This is a genomic window from Brevundimonas bullata, from assembly GCF_003350205.1.
GTDB classification, from domain to species: domain Bacteria; phylum Pseudomonadota; class Alphaproteobacteria; order Caulobacterales; family Caulobacteraceae; genus Brevundimonas; species Brevundimonas bullata.
Genome location: NZ_QLLC01000001.1, coordinates 118,518 through 134,860, shown reverse-complemented (window position 1 = coordinate 134,860; position 16,343 = coordinate 118,518). Strand labels below are relative to the sequence as shown.

17 protein-coding genes are annotated in these 16,343 nt (G+C 60.4%); 9 read left to right on the top strand and 8 right to left on the bottom strand.

Annotated features, from left to right (window positions below):
• The first annotated feature begins 113 nt into the window (after positions 1 to 113).
• The gene (locus DXK21_RS00660) at positions 114 to 338 is read left to right on the top strand and encodes a hypothetical protein (RefSeq protein WP_162790550.1); all 225 of its coding nucleotides are present in this window, start codon (positions 114 to 116) and stop codon (positions 336 to 338) included.
• Between the two features lie 75 nt (positions 339 to 413).
• On the opposite strand, the gene DXK21_RS00655 is transcribed toward DXK21_RS00660, so the two are convergent.
• Positions 414 to 992: a recombinase family protein gene (locus tag DXK21_RS00655; RefSeq protein ID WP_114815855.1), complete on the bottom strand. Its 579-nt coding sequence runs from the start codon at positions 990 to 992 to the stop codon at positions 414 to 416.
• A gap of 281 nt (positions 993 to 1,273) precedes the next feature.
• On the opposite strand from DXK21_RS00655, the gene DXK21_RS00650 reads away from it, so the two are divergent.
• Positions 1,274 to 2,128, top strand: coding sequence for an alpha/beta hydrolase (locus DXK21_RS00650; protein WP_162790549.1), 855 nt, complete (start codon positions 1,274 to 1,276; stop codon positions 2,126 to 2,128).
• 11 nt (positions 2,129 to 2,139) lie between these two features.
• On the opposite strand, the gene DXK21_RS16425 is transcribed toward DXK21_RS00650, so the two are convergent.
• A complete protein-coding gene (locus DXK21_RS16425) occupies positions 2,140 to 2,748 on the bottom strand; it encodes a hypothetical protein (RefSeq protein WP_162790548.1) in 609 nt (202 codons plus the stop codon).
• Between the two features lie 222 nt (positions 2,749 to 2,970).
• On the opposite strand from DXK21_RS16425, the gene DXK21_RS00640 reads away from it, so the two are divergent.
• Both DXK21_RS00640 and DXK21_RS00635 read left to right on the top strand, forming a co-directional pair.
• Entirely contained in the window at positions 2,971 to 4,353 is a 1,383-nt protein-coding gene (locus tag DXK21_RS00640; RefSeq protein WP_114815852.1) for a hypothetical protein, read from the top strand.
• Positions 4,350 to 4,613 carry a hypothetical protein gene (locus DXK21_RS00635; RefSeq protein ID WP_114815851.1) on the top strand — a complete coding sequence of 88 codons (264 nt, stop codon included), beginning with the start codon at positions 4,350 to 4,352 and terminating at the stop codon, positions 4,611 to 4,613. The genes DXK21_RS00640 and DXK21_RS00635 overlap by 4 nt, the downstream gene beginning before the upstream one ends.
• A 24-nt stretch (positions 4,614 to 4,637) precedes the next feature.
• On the opposite strand, the gene DXK21_RS00630 is transcribed toward DXK21_RS00635, so the two are convergent.
• Positions 4,638 to 5,096, bottom strand: coding sequence for a hypothetical protein (locus tag DXK21_RS00630; protein ID WP_114815850.1), 459 nt, complete (start codon positions 5,094 to 5,096; stop codon positions 4,638 to 4,640).
• A 58-nt stretch (positions 5,097 to 5,154) separates the two neighbouring features.
• Between DXK21_RS00630 and DXK21_RS00625 the strand changes: the two genes are divergently transcribed.
• A complete protein-coding gene (locus tag DXK21_RS00625; protein WP_211305940.1) occupies positions 5,155 to 5,802 on the top strand; it encodes a uracil-DNA glycosylase in 648 nt (215 codons plus the stop codon).
• A gap of 77 nt (positions 5,803 to 5,879) precedes the next feature.
• Here the strand turns inward: DXK21_RS00625 and DXK21_RS00620 are convergent, their stop codons facing one another.
• Both DXK21_RS00620 and DXK21_RS00615 read right to left on the bottom strand, forming a co-directional pair.
• Positions 5,880 to 6,308, bottom strand: coding sequence for a hypothetical protein (locus tag DXK21_RS00620; protein ID WP_114815848.1), 429 nt, complete (start codon positions 6,306 to 6,308; stop codon positions 5,880 to 5,882).
• Between the two features lie 10 nt (positions 6,309 to 6,318).
• Complete coding sequence (locus tag DXK21_RS00615; RefSeq protein WP_245945008.1) at positions 6,319 to 6,861, bottom strand: thermonuclease family protein; 543 nt, start codon at positions 6,859 to 6,861, stop codon at positions 6,319 to 6,321.
• 129 nt (positions 6,862 to 6,990) lie between these two features.
• Here DXK21_RS00615 and DXK21_RS00610 point away from each other — a divergent pair, with 129 nt between their 5' ends.
• Both DXK21_RS00610 and DXK21_RS00605 read left to right on the top strand, forming a co-directional pair.
• Complete coding sequence (locus tag DXK21_RS00610; protein WP_114815847.1) at positions 6,991 to 7,365, top strand: hypothetical protein; 375 nt, start codon at positions 6,991 to 6,993, stop codon at positions 7,363 to 7,365.
• A 34-nt stretch (positions 7,366 to 7,399) separates the two neighbouring features.
• The gene (locus DXK21_RS00605) at positions 7,400 to 8,350 is read left to right on the top strand and encodes a hypothetical protein (RefSeq protein WP_162790547.1); all 951 of its coding nucleotides are present in this window, start codon (positions 7,400 to 7,402) and stop codon (positions 8,348 to 8,350) included.
• Positions 8,351 to 8,373: 23 nt separating this feature from the next.
• Here the strand turns inward: DXK21_RS00605 and DXK21_RS00600 are convergent, their stop codons facing one another.
• Positions 8,374 to 10,728: a DEAD/DEAH box helicase family protein gene (locus DXK21_RS00600; protein WP_114815845.1), complete on the bottom strand. Its 2,355-nt coding sequence runs from the start codon at positions 10,726 to 10,728 to the stop codon at positions 8,374 to 8,376.
• Positions 10,725 to 12,731 (bottom strand): site-specific DNA-methyltransferase, encoded by a 2,007-nt coding sequence (locus DXK21_RS00595; protein WP_114815844.1) that lies wholly within the window; start codon positions 12,729 to 12,731, stop codon positions 10,725 to 10,727. The genes DXK21_RS00600 and DXK21_RS00595 overlap by 4 nt, the downstream gene beginning before the upstream one ends.
• Positions 12,732 to 12,920: 189 nt before the next feature.
• Between DXK21_RS00595 and DXK21_RS00590 the strand changes: the two genes are divergently transcribed.
• Both DXK21_RS00590 and DXK21_RS00585 read left to right on the top strand, forming a co-directional pair.
• Positions 12,921 to 13,151 carry a DUF6626 family protein gene (locus tag DXK21_RS00590; RefSeq protein WP_114815843.1) on the top strand — a complete coding sequence of 77 codons (231 nt, stop codon included), beginning with the start codon at positions 12,921 to 12,923 and terminating at the stop codon, positions 13,149 to 13,151.
• Positions 13,148 to 13,561, top strand: a complete 414-nt coding sequence (locus tag DXK21_RS00585) for a hypothetical protein (RefSeq protein WP_114815842.1) — start codon at positions 13,148 to 13,150, stop codon at positions 13,559 to 13,561. The genes DXK21_RS00590 and DXK21_RS00585 overlap by 4 nt, the downstream gene beginning before the upstream one ends.
• Here DXK21_RS00585 and DXK21_RS00580 read toward each other — a convergent pair.
• Positions 13,558 to 16,254 (bottom strand): site-specific DNA-methyltransferase, encoded by a 2,697-nt coding sequence (locus DXK21_RS00580; protein WP_114815841.1) that lies wholly within the window; start codon positions 16,252 to 16,254, stop codon positions 13,558 to 13,560. The two genes, DXK21_RS00585 and DXK21_RS00580, sit on opposite strands and share 4 nt — an antisense overlap.
• Positions 16,255 to 16,343: the final 89 nt, after the last annotated feature.

Genomic DNA, 16,343 nt, shown 5'->3' with positions numbered 1-16,343 from the left:
TGATTGGGGGGAAAGCAGTTTGATTACATCTCCACAGGCGAGCGAGCCGTCAGCTACATTCTCTCAAGGATTTTCGCGTAGGTTCACCAAGGCGGATGCAAGGAGGTATGACGGTGAATCAGGCAAAGTTCGACGTCATCCGTGAAGCTGCCAAGGCCCGTAAATCGGCGCGCGAGGCGGCGGAAGCGGCCTCCATAGCCGTGTGGCCCGAAAAGTATGCGGCAATGGTAATGCGTGCGGGAGGCCCAGCAGACTATTTCGGGCCGTTGACGGACATCAGCGTCGAAGACCTCTCAGCAGATCAGTCCAGTCAAGACGCAATTACGAAGCCCGCCTGAACGACCGTCGCCAGAACCAACAAGGCAATCAACCAAAGTTCCGCTCGATCACGCTTTGGATACATGGCCGTCCGTCTAAGCGACTGGCTGGCCCAATGCGGCACGGCCACCCGGCACCGTTCGATACAACGTGCTCGGCGCCACCCCCACCTGACGGGCGATCTCCGACATCGAAAGCTGATCGTCGGCCATCAGCGCCTTAGCGATTTTAAGCTTGGTCTCGTCCATAGCCTTGGGGCGGCCACCGAGACGACCACGGGCAATCGCGGCCTTCCGCCCGGCTTCACAGGCGAGACGTTTCTGTTCGACTTCATACTGTCCGAGCGCTGCCAAGGTGTGGACCGCAAGCCGACCGCTGGGGGTGGTGCTGTCGATGGCCTCGCTCAATGACTTCAGCCCGATATCGCGGCGGGTGAACTGATCGACGAGATCGAGGATTTGGCGGACATCACGGGCGAGACGGTCGAGCCGCAGGACAACCACGGTATCTCCGGGCCGGGCGAAGTCGAGAAGCTCGGTTAGCTGCGGCCGATCACTGCGCGTGCCGGAAGCGGTCTCGACGAAGATGCGCTCGCACCCTGCCCGCTCCAGCGCGTCGATCTGCGACTCATGATTTTGCCCACGAGCCGAGCACCTCGAATATCCGATTAGCATCCGTTTCCGAAAACCCCTGAAAGCCCCGCGTTGTCGGAGATAGATTTCAGGATACGGTATTCGGAGAGTCTGTCATCCATATCTGATGATTAACGAGAGGCTTCCAGACCCACTGATCGACATCTGCCAGAAGTATACCTTTCGAGATCATCCAAACCCCGCCACCGATCTGCACCGTGTTTCGCACTTGACGGCAATCAAGCAAGGAGAACGGCATGGCGGTTGATCTCCAAAGCGAACCGTCAGAGAGACGGGACATTCGATCTGGCAGGGGAAGAAGCATGGGTATTCGCGCGACGATGATTGGGGCCGTTGCAGCGCTGCTTCTGGTGGGCGGCTGCGCTTCGATGATGGCGAACGCTCCTGCTGACGTGGTGGTGAGCGAGCAGGTCGTGCGCCTTCCCACCTCCAGCGCGCGCGAACTGGAACTCAAGGTCTGGGGTGTCGAGGAGCCTACAGCCATCGTCGTCTTCACCGCGGGTGGCGGTGGCCAGCCCACCAACTACGACCGCATGATCCGAGCCTTGGCGGAAGAAGGCTTCGTCGTCGTCGCCCCCGTTCATAGCGATGCTCTGGCTCGTGGTGATCTGTCGGGTTCGGGTGGGCCAGACAGCTTCGCAGCACGGATCGAAGACCTCGCCATCGCGCGCGGCTATGCCAAGGCAGCGCACGCCGAGCTGCCTCTGGTCGCCATGGGTCACTCATTCGGAAGCCTGATGTCTTCGTTGACCATCGGTGCGGCCACACCTGCTGGACCCCAGACTGATCCCGCCGTGAAGGCTCTGGTCGCTTTCTCCAGTCCGGGCATGGTGCAAGGGCTGCTGACGCCCGCGACCTACCGGAGCCTCACCGCGCCGGTGTTGATGATGACTGGCGATGCCGACGTCGTTCAGGGCTTCGTCACCGACTGGCGCAGTCACCGCGCGATGTATGACGACAGTTCAGTGCCCGGCAGCGCCCTCGTGGTCGTTCGCGGTGCTGATCACAACCTCATCGTCGAAGCCGCCGATCCCCAGTTCGAAGCACTTGTCGATCTCACCGCCACCTTCATCAGGGCGCATGCCTTGAACGACGCGAGAGCGCGTGCTCGTCCTTCGCGGATCGAACTGTGCGGGGCGGTAGTTGAGCAGCGGTAATCCGCGTCGCTCTATCGAATCGTCCCATTGTCCAGCGGCACGACGAACATCCTGCTATAGCGATGACCGCCGTCGCTCGTCGGGAAGACCACGAAGTCCTCGCTCGCGTGGTCTACGGCCTCATGCACCAGATCGCTGAACTCGTCCAGACGGTCGGGCTTGCCGACCAGAGAGAAGCCGTCGTTCTCGGCCTTCACCTCGTAAGCCGGGGAGCCTTGGATTAGTCTGTCCAGCAGCCTTCCCATGCCGAGGAGGACAACATCGGTCTTGAAGGGCGTCAAGCTGGGAGACTTCAGCACCGTCACGGGCGCACCCTCCGGCCGCTTCGCGACCGTCAGAAGGGCTGGGTTTTCGAGCCGAGATACGAACTGATCTGGACCCACGCCAATCGACATTGAACCGACTTGAAGAAGGCATTTGGTGCCGACGCCGGATGGCGTCGCCAGCAACAAAGAGATCGGCGGAAGTGGCCGATCTCTTTGTTGCAATGCATTCGCTTTGATGGGGGAGGAGCCGGATTCCTCGGCCCCATCCAGTTCCCGGCTCAGCGACAAGGCTTCGATAGGACGAGCGGCTCTTCGCCGGGAGGCCGTAATCGAAGGCGTGGAGCCGTCGCGCATAGCGCGGCGCAATGTCTCGGCAGTCGAGGATCAAGCAACGCTCCAGCGCGTCACGCCAATCCTCTAAAGACTATTAGACTAATGACGTGACGAGGTGCGCTCGTGACGGGCATTTTTAGAAACGACAGTCACGAAGTTTATAGTCAGCACGATCATCTGCGTGGTAAATACTGATTGTGTCGCACGCATAGGGGCTGCGATTACGAACAACGTCAAATCATCATGCAGACTATTTACTACAGCGGCGCTGGGTGCGGTGCTGGGAAGACCAAATGGGCCGTCGAACACATCGGCCGCACGCCCGGACGCTACATCTACGCGGTGGATCGCACCGACGAGTTCGCCGTCCGCCAAAGCCTCATCATCAACAATGGCATCCAGTCGGGCGCTTCGGTGACGGTTCGCTCCCTGTCCAGCGAGGGTGGCAACGTCGTCTCCCGCGACTTTCCGCTGATGATTGAGCGTTGCAGCGACGAAGAGCACATCGTCCTGATCTTGACCCATGAGGCGATCAAGAGAGTGGATCACTCGGTCGTCGAGGGTCGCGGCTGGACGATCATCATCGACGAAGACCCCAAGGTCTGGACATCGGGATCGTTTGATCTCGGGGCCTCCACACCGTTCTGGGAAGCAACCTACAATCTGGAGCCGTTCGCCAAGGGCTACTCCAAACTCCTCCCGAAGGCCGACGCACCCTCCTCCCGTGCGCTTGCTGCCGACGACCTCACCCGCCCGGTCGCAGCGTTGCACAACCGGGTTCAACGGGGCGGGGCCGTGATCAATCTGGAAGCTTGGGAAGAACTCCAGCACCGCCAGAGGCTGACCTACTTCAGCATCTGGGATGTCACCGAACTGGCCGTCTACGACCGGGCTGTCATCCTCGCGAACAGCTTTACCAGCCTCATCACCTATCGGCTGTGCACGTCGCTTCATCCCGGCGTGATCTGGAAGCCGATTTCCATTGGTCAGAACGCTGTGTGGCAGGGTCGTGATCTGACGATCAGATACGTCGCGGAGGACCATCGCGCCGGTTCGACATTTTTCGAGACGACCGAGGCTGGTCAACGAGCCGTTCAGGCATGGTCCGCTTGGGTTCGAACGAACGTCACCGCTGGGCAGCACTACTGGGCAGCGAACAAGAAGCGGGGCGACCTGAAGCTGCCGGGTGAACAGGTCCCACCGAAGATCGCCGGGTCCAACAAATACCGGTCATTGACCCAGTGCTCGGTTCTCTACAGCGCCAAGGCCAGCGATGCGGAGAACAAGGTGTTCGCCGCCATGACCTGCGGGCTGGTCGACCACGATGCCGTGCGCCGAGATCGTGAGTTTGAAGACCTGATCCAGATCGTGTTCCGGTCGTCGCTCCGCATGCCCGACGACGCGCGCCCGGTGACGGTGACTGTCTATGACAAGGAACAGGCGACTTTCCTCGCCGACTATTTCAAGGCGGCGGGCTTTCCGTTTTTCACATCGTTGGAGTTCATCGACCTCGGGCTGACCTACACGAAGGCGAAGCCCGGCCCGAAGCCCGATCCCCAGAAGCCACCGAAGACGGCGGCTCAACGGGCGGCTAACTACCGTGCTCGGAAGGCGGCAGCGCGATGACGCAGGACGAGATCATGTCACTGTTGGCGGACGCCTTGGATGACGCCCAGAAGCGCCTCGATGTGCAGGAGAAGTGCATCGAAATGTTGGTCGATCAGATCGAGGACATGTCGCACCAAATGACCGGTGTGCTGGAGGAAGCTCGCACCGCACGCCTCCACTACGCGGAGCAGCGTAAGCGGCTGGGGCTGACGGTCGATGTGACGGGTGGCAGTCTGATCGGAGGCGGCTTCGGTCTGGCGGGGAATGAGGTGAAGTGAGTTGGCGGGGGGATGAGCCGTGCCTCAAAAGGTGGCGCGCTGATTGATGTGGCCGAACATCATGGGAGTGCCCTGACGCATATGCTGCGGACGGACATGCACAAGTGGACCACATATGGATCGGTAATCCGCCGCGTCCCAACGCCACGCTTCCTGAATGACGTAATGTGGATCGTAAAGCAGCCAGATCAGCACGTCGAAATCGTAGTTTGAAGCCTTCGCGCATTTCGTCACAGTTGATCCACGACGGCCGCTGGGTCGATTGGCTTTGACTTGGTAGCGTTTGCCTTCCCACACAAAGTCGAACCCTTTTCGAACCGCGCTCGCGTCGCCGATTGCTTCAGCCAGCTTGTTCATGGGCACACCGACCAGCACGGCTGCGTCATACTCCGAGATTGCGGAAGTTATCGACGGTGCAACGCCGAAACGCCGTTGCCATTCGAGAGCCGTCGAGACCAATCGCTCGCGCAGTTCGATTGTCATGTGAATTCCTCGCGAGTGCTCGCCAATGCTATTCGCTGGTCAGCGATGTGGAGCGAGTATGCGTCAGCCTGTTGAGAACATCGAGCCGCCGACCCTGCCGCGCTCGATGCGCGATCCTGAAGCGCGGGCGGTTCGACGAGCCATGCTCGATCTTCCGCACATCATGCCGCTCGCCAAGTTCGCCGCCGACCTCCGCGTCCGACACAACATTGAAGTGCCAGACTTCGACCCGCTGGATGGCGGCATCCGTTCTCGCATCCTGTTCCTCAAGGAGAAGCCCGGCCCGATGACATCGACATCTCGATCAGGACGGGTCGGCTCTGGCTTCATCAGCAGGGACAACGACGACCCCACTGCGGAGGCCACCTTCCTTTTCATGCAAGCGGCTGGAATTCCAAGAGATGACACCCTGATGTGGAATGTGGTGCCCGGCTGGAACGGCACGCGGAAGATTACGCGGCAGGAGCTTATCGAGGGGGTTGCGGAAGTGCGAAACCTGATGAAGTTGCTGCCTGACATCGAGGTCGTCGTCCTTGTCGGAAAGAAGGCTGCACGGGCCGAACCACTACTGGAGGGAACTGGTGTGATTATCCGGCACTCACTTCACAACTCCCCCTTGGTGCGCGCCTCCAGACCGGAAGAGTGGGCGCGCATTCCCGCAGTTTGGGGCGAGGCATACTCCAAAATCACACACAAACTGACGTGAAGGATATCCCGGCGGAAGCTTGCCCGTCGCCGATGGTCCATCTTACGCTGACACCATCTGTCAAACGGTAGTCTCGACTATCGCATTCTCGCCACGGCTTCGGTCTCACGCATTAAGGCTCCAGCAAACGCTGCCTCGGAAACTCGGAGGTCTTCACTCGCAGCAGCGTGGTAGAGAAAAGGCCATATCGGCGATCCATTGGCTTCACGCATGGCTTCGAAGATTCTGTTCTGCGCGACCTCGATGTAGGAATGACCCAACCCGTGATCCGGGGCGGCTGAACGGACAGCCAATGCGCCAGCTTGGAGCGCGGCGGGAATCTCGCCGACTTTTAGTTGCCCAGACTGAACCAATAAGGCGATGCTGTAATGCAGCCATCCGGCGAACATGATCGTCGCGTCGCGATCACTTATTTCTCCGAGATCGTCCTCGACCGTGTTGTGAAAGCCTTCAAGCACAGCGACGCTATTTTGCTCGATGGCCTTCCTCCCCCTCGATCCGAACATGGTCACCTCCTTAGCTCATGCAGATGGGATGTTGCCGGTTGAAGCGTTCCCACACAACCGCCGCCCCGCGCTCCACCATGGCGCAGTTGATCTCCACGCCGGAGGCGTTTCGGCAGATCGCAGTGACGCGCTCGTAGCTGGTGCCAGTCTGGAGGCAGGTGATCCGGCGACCGGCGAGTTGGGTCAAAGCCGCTGTGCTCATCGACGCAGATGCAGTCGGACATGGATGTCCCGGCGAGCACGATCCGTCCGTCTCTCTCGCAGAGATGGCGTGGAGCCGAACCCGCGTCCCGGCCTCACATCGGAGGGTGTCGCCGTCGTTCACAAAGGCCACTTCACACGCGAAGTCGTAGGCCCAACTCGTGTCTTGAGCCGAGACCGGATCGCCGCCGTCGCGGGCCGACACCACATCGGCGGAACGAGGCCACATCAGCGTGGCGAGGAAGGCCGCCCCCGCGACGACGATAACGGTGCCCACGAACTTCGCGTTCGACCCCTTGGCCCGACCTTTCGGCCAGCGGCGGAAGCGCGTGACATTCGATCCCCTTCTCATGGCCAGAGTTCACCACGGTCAGGGAAACGACCTCCTAACGGTCGAGAGAGACCGCCTACATCGTCCCCGATCTGGTTGACGGGCTGAATTTGCATGAGACGCTGAAACCTCCACAAAATAGGAGGTTGAATGGCACCGGAAGAAGCCCCGCTGCGATGTCTGGCTGTCCGCGCCGTCGCTGACGAGGCGGGCGAGATCGACGGTCTCGAACTCGAACTCTTCATGAACGCCGTCGCCGGTCCTCACCAATGGATCAGCACGACAGAGTGGCTGTTCATCAGCCCTCCGGCGGAAGCTGCCGGGGAAATCACCGTCCCCGTCGTGGTCCCCGAGGCCATCGCAATCAAGGCGATCCTTGCGGACCTTACCAACGCGCCGCAGCGCATCGTATTCGACCATGCCACGACGCCGGGCGAGACGCGGAAGTGGCGCTGGGTTGCCTTCCAGACTGCGCCGAACGCTCAAGGTCAAGGCCGCTTCCCATGGGAGCGCTTCAATGCGTGAGGGAGGGCTGCTGGGGTGGGCCACGGCCGCTTTGGTGAAGCTCGACGACGAAGTGCCCGGCATCCTGTCGCGCGTGCTCACGGCCGCCCCTGCGCGTCGGCAAGCGATCCTCGCAGCGCTGGCAGCGTATGAGGTAAAGGCCGGAGTTTTCGACGTGAGCGAAGACCTCCTCCCGATGTCGTTCGCCGAAGTCGTCCGCCACGGTCGCGTCGCGGACATCCTCCGCATGACCTTTGGTGATGTCCCCGAGGGTCTTCCGGGGCTGCTCGAACGCATCGGTGAGCGACCGCTGGACCGACGGGCCGACTATCTCGCCATCTTCCAGATGCTCGCGCGCAACGATGTCCGGGCGGCCGATGCCTTGCGCGGAGCGGGGCGGATCACGCGGCGCAAGCTCGAAGTCCTGTCATCCCTCGACCCGCGCTGGCATCACACCCATACGCTCGAACGGCTCGATACCGGCGCTGAGGCGACCACGTTCAACGCGGCCGTGGAGTTCGTGCAGTCGGTCTGCTCGCGCGCGTCTGACGAGACGGTAGCGGAGGCTATCGCGCAGATGCGCCCCACATCGACGTTGCCGCGCTTGCTCGACCGCTTCATCCGCCGGGCGGATCGTCTGCCGGTGAACCCAGTTCCTGTTGGCGACAACGACCTAAGACCGCTCTCGACAACGCGAGACCTTCTGGAGGCAGGGCTTCGATATCGGAACTGCATCTCCCACCGACTTTCCGAAGTGGCGGCGGGGAAGCTGGCGATAGCTGAGTATCAAACCCAGCTTCTCGTCGAGTTTCGTCCGCTTTCGCTCGGGGCGGCTTGGATGTTTCGCGACGTTCACGGACCTCGCAATGGGCCCGTCGCGCTGGCCTTGATCGCTGAGGTGGAAGCGAAGTGCGACGCGCTCGGCATTCCGCGCATCACCGAGGCTGGCGGCGGGGACGGCTGGAAAAGCTACAGGCGGTTCACGGGAGAGTTGGAGTGGGGCTGACCGCTCCATTATCGGCGAAAAGACTACGATTTAAGAGCGACTTCAACAGCCTCCTTCGCATCGTTCACCGCCTTGGCTCTGATCTTCCCTGTAGACTTAACCGCCGAGAAAACAGTCAGGCCATTGGACCCAAGCTTCTGAAGGTCATCATTGAATCTCCCTTCGCTGATGAACCGCACGAGGAGCTTCCGCTCTCCCTTATCCCCTTGTATGTTCATGATCTTCTTGCCCGCATCCCCCGCAAGAATGTGTCCGCCTTTCGGGTCGATGGCGAAGATCAGGTCGTCCTTCCAAACGAGAAAATCAGGGAAGAAGCGGCGCTTGTCGCCGATATCGAGCAAGGGGATGGCGAACCCGCCATTCACCGGGTTTCGCACCCAGTCGAGCTTGGTGGCGTCCAGCGCCTCCGCAATCTGGTGCTCCAACGGATTGAGGTCATACGCGCTGTGGAGAGCGTTCGCGTATGGCTTGGCCTTCGCCGGATTTACGAGGACCGGACCAACCGTGAACGGGTTTTCCTCTTCGAAGACGAGTTCACTGTTCTTGACGTAAGCGAGTGCGAGTTGCTCAGCATCCTGCCTCAGCGCCGCCGCCGCCGGGCTGGTGATCTCAATGAAGGCGTCGAACCTACCGTCAGCCCAATCAATGGCTTTTGCAGCCTCGGGATATAGCGATTGCATCCCTCGCCTTACGATCCAGCGGGCTGTGACGCGGTTCGAGTGGGGCGTCTCAACCGGCTGCACGTCGGGCTTCTGGCCCGTGCCGATTTCCTGAACGGCCCGCACCATCTCTCCCTTGCCAGCGGTGTTCACCTTGTCGGGACGATAGTCGTGGACCTCGCTCAAGCGGTCTGCAAGCGGGCCGAGGGCCTCGCTCGCGTCGATATGGATTTCGGGGACAGTGCGAACCTTCTTGGCGTCTTGGCGGGCGCGCTGGCGGTCTTTGGGGTCACTGAAACCCTCGACCTTCACTTCCGGCATTTCGGCCCCAAGCTTGGCCTGAACCATGCTCAGAATTTTAGGGAACTCTTGCTTGTCATCGACGCGGATGAAGAAAGTCGCCGTGTTGAGGTCGGCGTCGGCGTAATGCTTCGCCCCCGGCTGGCGAAGCACACGTCCGATGACTTGCTCGACCTGCACGCCGGAGCCCATCGACTTGTCGATGTAAGCGAAACAGCACGCAGGATCGTCCCAACCCTCCTGAAGGCTCAGGTTGAAGATCACATGGCGGTAGTTGCCCGCCGAGAAGACGGCAAAGTCCTGCTCTCCGCCTGAGAACAGCTTGAAATCAGGCGGCGGCGGATGGGCGGTGCGATCCAGCTTCAGGTCGCAGTAGACCGCGATCTCGGACGGATTTACGCCCTTCTGCTCCACCAAATAGCGCCATATCAGAATCGGAGGTGCCTTGCGCTCCACGAACGGTCGCGACACCACATCTGTCGAACCATCGTCCTGATTGATGTTGGTGCGGCAGACGTAGATGGCCTTTGGCAAGAAACCTGCTTGCAGAAGCTCGGCCTTCTCCGTCGCGGTTTCCATCGACTCGATCAGAGAGTCGATCATCGTCTCCATAATGGACGTGGACGCGCCGATTACGACTTGCTGCTTCACAAGCTCCGCATCAACCACAGCCTTGCTGCTTACGGCGGTGACAAGGCAGGGTTTCACGTCCGTTTTGTCGTCGTCCTGCGCGAGATCGGACCAACCGACTTCTTTGAGGCGCTCGATCAACTTGCCGAGGCGACCCGGTGTTCGCATCGTCGCGCTCGCGACGAGGATGGCGTCTGGTTCAAGTTCGAGCAGCAATTCGGTTTGCTGGTCCGAGAGATTGTGCCCCTCGTCGTAGACAACGAAGAGCGGCCTACGTTTGCCGTCCGTTCCAAGCCTTGCCGTTAAAGTGCCCCAAAGAGAGCCGTCGCCAGCATCATCATCTGTCTTGTGGACGCTGAGAGTGCCACCGCTCTTATCCTTCTGATTGAAGGTGCCCACCGTGGTGAGAGCCACGAAGGCTGTGCTGGAATCCGCGATGCGCTCAGGCGTAAGTTCCGCGAGGTAGACCACCTCATAGGCTTCGATCAGGTGGCTGTATTTGCCGCCGGGCTCGAAGTTTCCATAAGTCTGACCAACGACTGCCTTAGCCTTTGAAATCCACAGGACGATAGGGGCAACTGGCGTAGTCGCACGCATCTGAGAGATGGCGTCGGCAAGGATCGGTGTTTTCCCTGCGCCTGTCAGCGCCGCGAGTGCTTGGTAGTAGGGAACGTCCCATCCTTTGTGAACGGAGGGACGCTTGGGGTCCTCCGTCAGCTTCAGGTAACGGTTTACGATCTGCTGAGAGGCTCGAACTTGGAACGGCAGAAGTTCTATAATGCTTGTCATCCTGCGTGCTCAGCCGCAGATGAGTAAGGTTGAGTTGTGTCGTTAAAGCCGAGTTTATCGAGAATCCGGTCCGGTATCTGGTAAAATTCTATGTTGGGACCGGGGTAAATCGAGGTTCTTGCATAGACGTGGTAGGGTGCGGACAGGCCCTCCTTCTTGGCTTCTTCCACAATCGCCTTAAACGTGGCCCGGTCAAAAACCGAAGCTTTACTTGGCCCGCTCCACACGAGAAAGAAGCCTTCTCCTCGCGCGCTGACGGCAAAGAGATGGGCGTGCTGGCCCGCCGGAAGCCGACGCAAGTGCGAAGCGCTCCGCTCGCTCTGGTCCCAATGAGACGTAAGCAACAGATCGAGCATCTCTTCCCGTTCCAACGCCAACACCGCGTCGGCATCAACCGCCAGCATCAACTTGGAATAGCGGAAGCCGCCAGTGAGAGGCGTGGCTGTTCTGCTTACGACCCCTGCCTTATCAACACGCTCGCCGCTGATTGCACGTTCGACACGTTTGTAAGTCAGGGTTCTTGCGTAAGGGTCGCCACGCTCCGGGCGCCCTTGCTCCACGAGAATAAACCGACGATTCGCACCAGCTTCGGTGTTGAGTTCAAGAACGGCGTGAGCCGTCGTGCCTGAGCCCGCGAACGGATCGAGGACAATACCAGTCGGCGGGCACCAGATTTGGATCAGCTTCTTGATTAACTTGAGCGGCTTGACGGTCTCGAAGCCGTGATCACGTCCTACAAGTGCGTTAAGCTCTTCAACCCCATCGCGACTCCGGCCGCTCAACGAGGAAAGCCAAGATACCGCGCCGATCTCGGTAGGTGTTTCGTCCTCCTCCACCCAGAAAGTGGTTGGAACAACACCCGCCTTTACTAACTCCTTGTGCATCTTTTTGACCGGCTTCTGAAGCCCGTCGAGCCCCCAATAAAGGGTTGGCCATGCACCTTGATCAAGCCGGGTTTGCGCGCGCGCTCGCGACTTAGCGAGAAGCTGAGCCCGCTTCTCCTCGCTGGCCCGTGCCCAACCCTTAATCGCTAAGGCAAGCCCCCGATCATCCCCCAAGTCGTAGTCTTCGTAGTCAGCATCCCACTCTTGCAGCCACGATTTCATCTGAGTGCGTCGGCTGGCCCAATGCCTGTTGCCCGGACCGAAGAACTCGCCTGTAAAAGGATTTTGAATCGCGTAGTCGCTGGCTTTGCGTCGCTCGGGTGCCGTCAAGTCACCTTGCTTCCATTCTCCAAGCGGATCGTTGTCGAGGTTCTGGAACCGCGCGGTAGATTTTGCGCTACGCTGGGTTCGCGCAGCATCCTTATTCTTGGCGTAGACCAGCACATACTCCGTTGTGACAGAGACGTGCGACACGTCATTCTTCGGTGTCGTTTTCTGCCAATTGATGATTGCGAGGCGATTTTGTTCACCAAAAACCTCGTCCAGCACCATTCCCAGTCGGTAGAGTTCCCGCTGGTCGATACACATCGCCAGCACGCCAGAAGGACGAAGCATCTCCTTCATGGCCCAAAGTCGGGGCACGATGAAGCGCAGCCATTTGCTGTGCTTTGAACCGTCGTCAGCCGACACAAGGGGTCCAAGGTCTGGGTCGTTAGGGTCGGTGTCCCAGCGGTCGTTGTAGCGGAAGTCTTTGCCTGTGTTGTAGGGCGGATCAGCGATGATGAGGTCCGCTTGGCCTCGATACTTGTAGAGGGAGACCATCGCCTGAAGGTTCTCGCCTTCGACGATTAGGTTGCAGGCTTGGTCCGCCTCGGAACCGACGCAAAGCTTCCCCTCGATCTTCTGACGGCGGGGTTTCACCATCCGAACAATCCGCCACGGAAGCGACTGGCCCTTATAGTGGAGTCGCAGCGCGCCCGCTTCCTCAGCATCGCGACGGCTGAGCGCGTGGATTAACTCTTCCCGACTGAGAGCATCATAGGACGTTTCGGACAATGCAGAGCGCCCCGCGCATATGTGGAGATGATCGAGCGGGGGTGGATAGCCCGTGGCCGACATCCTCGCTCAATCTTAGTAGCAGCTAGACACCAAAGCCCAAGGTGAAACGCAAGGGTCGGGGTCAAGACAGAAGCATTTAAGGCGTGGGTGCGTCATAGTCGGTCGTAATGACCGCAGCCGCAGTGTTGCTCTCGACGAGAGGCGCACTGACGGCATAGGTAGATAAATACCGGAAAGGAGACCTCCGGTATGGACATCTATCAGCACTTCTTCGAACGCGGCCTCACCGACTCCCATCGACATTTCAGCAGCGCATGGCTGGGCCGCGCCGAGAACTATCTGTGCCTTCGGGGCGGGCGCGGGCCATCGGCCGACGCCCTCATCGAACTCTTCCAAACCCTCGTCCGTGAAGGTCGTCCAATGCTGGCGGCGCGAGTCGGCTGGGCCGTGCTCTGGCTGAAGCCGGAGGCCCGGCGATGAGCTACCATCAGGTCTTCCAGTTCCCGAACGACAACGAAGCGACGTTGGAAGCGGTGCTCGGCCAAACCAAGACCGGGGGGATTATCTCCAGCCCCATGAACGACTTGCTCCTGATCTGCTCAACCGAAGCAGACGCAGTGTTCGTGCGGTGCGGTCTAGGTCTACGACCGGTCACCAAAATCGCACTGCTCGTCCCGGTCGAAGATCAAACTGCGGTCGCCGAGTGGCTGATGCAGACTGGTTTGGCTCGGCGCTGCGATTGGGCGGCACTTGAGCATCTGGAGTTCATGAACGTCGCGGCGTTGAAGCGGACAGTCGAGGTGTTCAGCGACATCGTTGGGCATGAGCCTTACTCCCTGCCACTGAACCTTTGGCCCGATGTATTTCGCCCCAACGCTGATGCGGCTTAAGCCGCCAGCGGGAGGTTGATCCCGGCCCTGTGGATCGCCCGTGCGAGCTTGATGCGTTCACCCAGCCAGCGGACATCGGGAATGGCCAGCGAATTTCCGATGGCCTTGTAGCGAGCCACATCGAGCGAGCGCGCCTTGCCCGGCCACGGAATATTGGTGTGTCCCACAGGGATACCCATCAATCCTTCCCGTTCCTCGGGAATGATCTCACGCACTTTCCCATCGACCACGACACAGGCTTTGCCACCCGATCCACCTGCTGCACGCAGGGTGTAAGACTGTTCAACGGCCCACTTCGGCGTTGCGTCAGCGTTCAAGTAGATCGCAGGGCGTCGATGACCCAGCCGGGTGGCAACTTGCGCTTCGCGGTGGCGGGCCTTTCCAGCAGCCGTTTCAGAATGCCGTCCTTCGCTCGCTTGTTCAAAAAGAACCTCTCGGGGATCGGGTCCGTTTCGAGGACATCCGACAACAAAGACACGCTCGCGGTGCTGCGCCACGCCGCCGTGTTGCGCGTCGAGAACGCGCCAAGCGACGTGTCGGCGAACTCCGGTGACGTAGCCGAAGTTCGGCCAGCGTTTTTCGCGGCAGAGGAGCGGATCGGATGCGCCGACGAGGGCGCCGAGGTAGCAGCCGAAGGCGTTTCGTTTGTCACTGAGGAGTCCTTTCACGTTTTCGAGGATGATGAATTCAGGGTCGATCTCGTCGGCGAGGTCCACGAACTTGCGGGTGAGTTCACCGCGAGCGTCGGCCATGCCGAGTCGCTTCCCGGTGCGGCTGAAACTTTGGCAAGGGCTGCTGCCCCACAGCACGTCCAGCTTCCCGCGCCAGTCGGCACCGTCGATATCCAACATATTCCCAAGGTTCGGCACGGCGGGCCAGTGGTGGTTCAACACCGCGCTGGGAAAGCGTTCGATCTCCGAGAAGAATGCAGGCTTGAAGCCGCCGAGCGGCTCCCACGCCAAACTCACCCCATCGATCCCAGAGCACACGGTTCCGTATCGGATGACCTCGCTGCCGCGCGTGTTGTCGTTGGAAGCCTCTGAGCGGACAGGCTTGACCACAGGACGGCCATCGCTGCGGGCAGCATTGTCGTTGGCGACGTCACCCGATCCGACTTTCTCGCGATCTTCCGAGCGCATGGCTCCAAGGCGATCCTCGGCCATGCGGCAGTAGTCAGCCGACTGTTCGATCCCGACGAACTTCCGTCCCTCCTTCAGAGCGGCCACGCCGGTCGATCCAGAGCCGCAGAAGGGGTCGAGAACCATTTTTGCGTCCGTTGCCGCGATGATCAGGCGCGGCACTTCGACCGGGAATGGCGCAGGATGCGGATTCCTCCGATCCGGCAGAACCTTAATGACGTCCTTCAACCCGTGACCCTTGCGGAAGCGGAACTTCGGCTTGGCGAACACATGGATCACCTCGTGGGAAGGCGTGGCGAAGTTGCGGTTGAAGTTCATCCCGGAGCCGCGATCCCAGACGATGATCTGCCGCAGCGGCAAGCTCGGATTTAGATCGTGGGGCGTCCGAAGAACGCCGTGCTGAACGCGGTGCTTGTGTTGGTAGAATATGGCACCGTCCTCGGGGATGAGGCGCCAGCACTCTAGCAGAAATGCCTTCTGCCACGCGACGTAATCCTCGTAGGGCATCGCGTCGTTGTGCCCGTCGTAGCCCTCGCGGAGCTTGGCAGTGTTCCACTTGCCCTTGCGCGTCGGGAACCCCCCTTGCCCCTCGCGGAGATTGTAGGGAGGGCTGGTGAAGATCATCGGGACCGAGCCGTCAGCCATCTTCGCCATTTCGCTCAGGCAATCGCCGTTCAACACCGTCGCGGGCTTCTCTTCCTCCTTCAGCCCCAGACGCTTCTCGATGATCGGCCAGTAGGTCGGCTCGCGCTCGATCATCACCGCCGAACGACCGTGAGCCATCGACGCCGCGCCAGTCGTTCCAGAGCCACCGAACGGGTCCAGCACCACGTTGCCGGGGTTCGAGCACGCCAACACGATCCGCTCGATCATGGCTTGCGGAAACGGGCACGGATGCGCGGTGCGCTCCTTCGACGTTCCGTGGACCTGCGTGAAGGCCCAGATGTCGGAAGGATTAGCTCCAGAGAGGTTGTTGCGCTTGTCGGCCGACTGGCAGGGGATGCGCACGTCTTCCAAATTGAAGACCGGATCGATGTTCTTGGGACGACCGCGAGCACCCTTGAGCGTGCCCGGCTTAACCAGATAGAGCCAGCGTTCAGAGCGGGTAGAGAAACGCTGGGTCGTGCGCTGGTGGGCACGACGATCCCAGACGATCTCCTGAACGAAGGTCAGGCCCGTCCCGGCGATCAGGGGGAACAGGTAGTAGGTCAACGGCACGCGGCTGTTCGGACCCGCCTTGTGCATGCCGACGTTGATCCACATCGCGGCGCCCGGCTTCAGGACGCGGGCAGCGGCGGTGATCCATTGGCGGGAGAACTCGATGTAGTCTTCGATGGTCGCGAAGGCGTCGCCATAAGGCATGCCGATGTTCAGGTAAGGCGGCGACGTGATCACCAGATCGACCGACTCGGCAGTCATCGCGCTCATCGTGTCGATGCACTCACCCTTTAGGAGTCGAACGCTTGGTGCGGCGGGCGGCGGCGTGGTGGCGGGCAGGTTGTCGTTGGCGGCGACCACAGCCGAGGCGGCGAACTGGATAGGTTGGTTGGTCAATGGCGGCTCCTTCTTCAGTGGAGCCAAATCTTACGAAGATACCGTTGGTTAACGCCCGTTAGCCACACTCCCGCAGCGATTTGTAATGG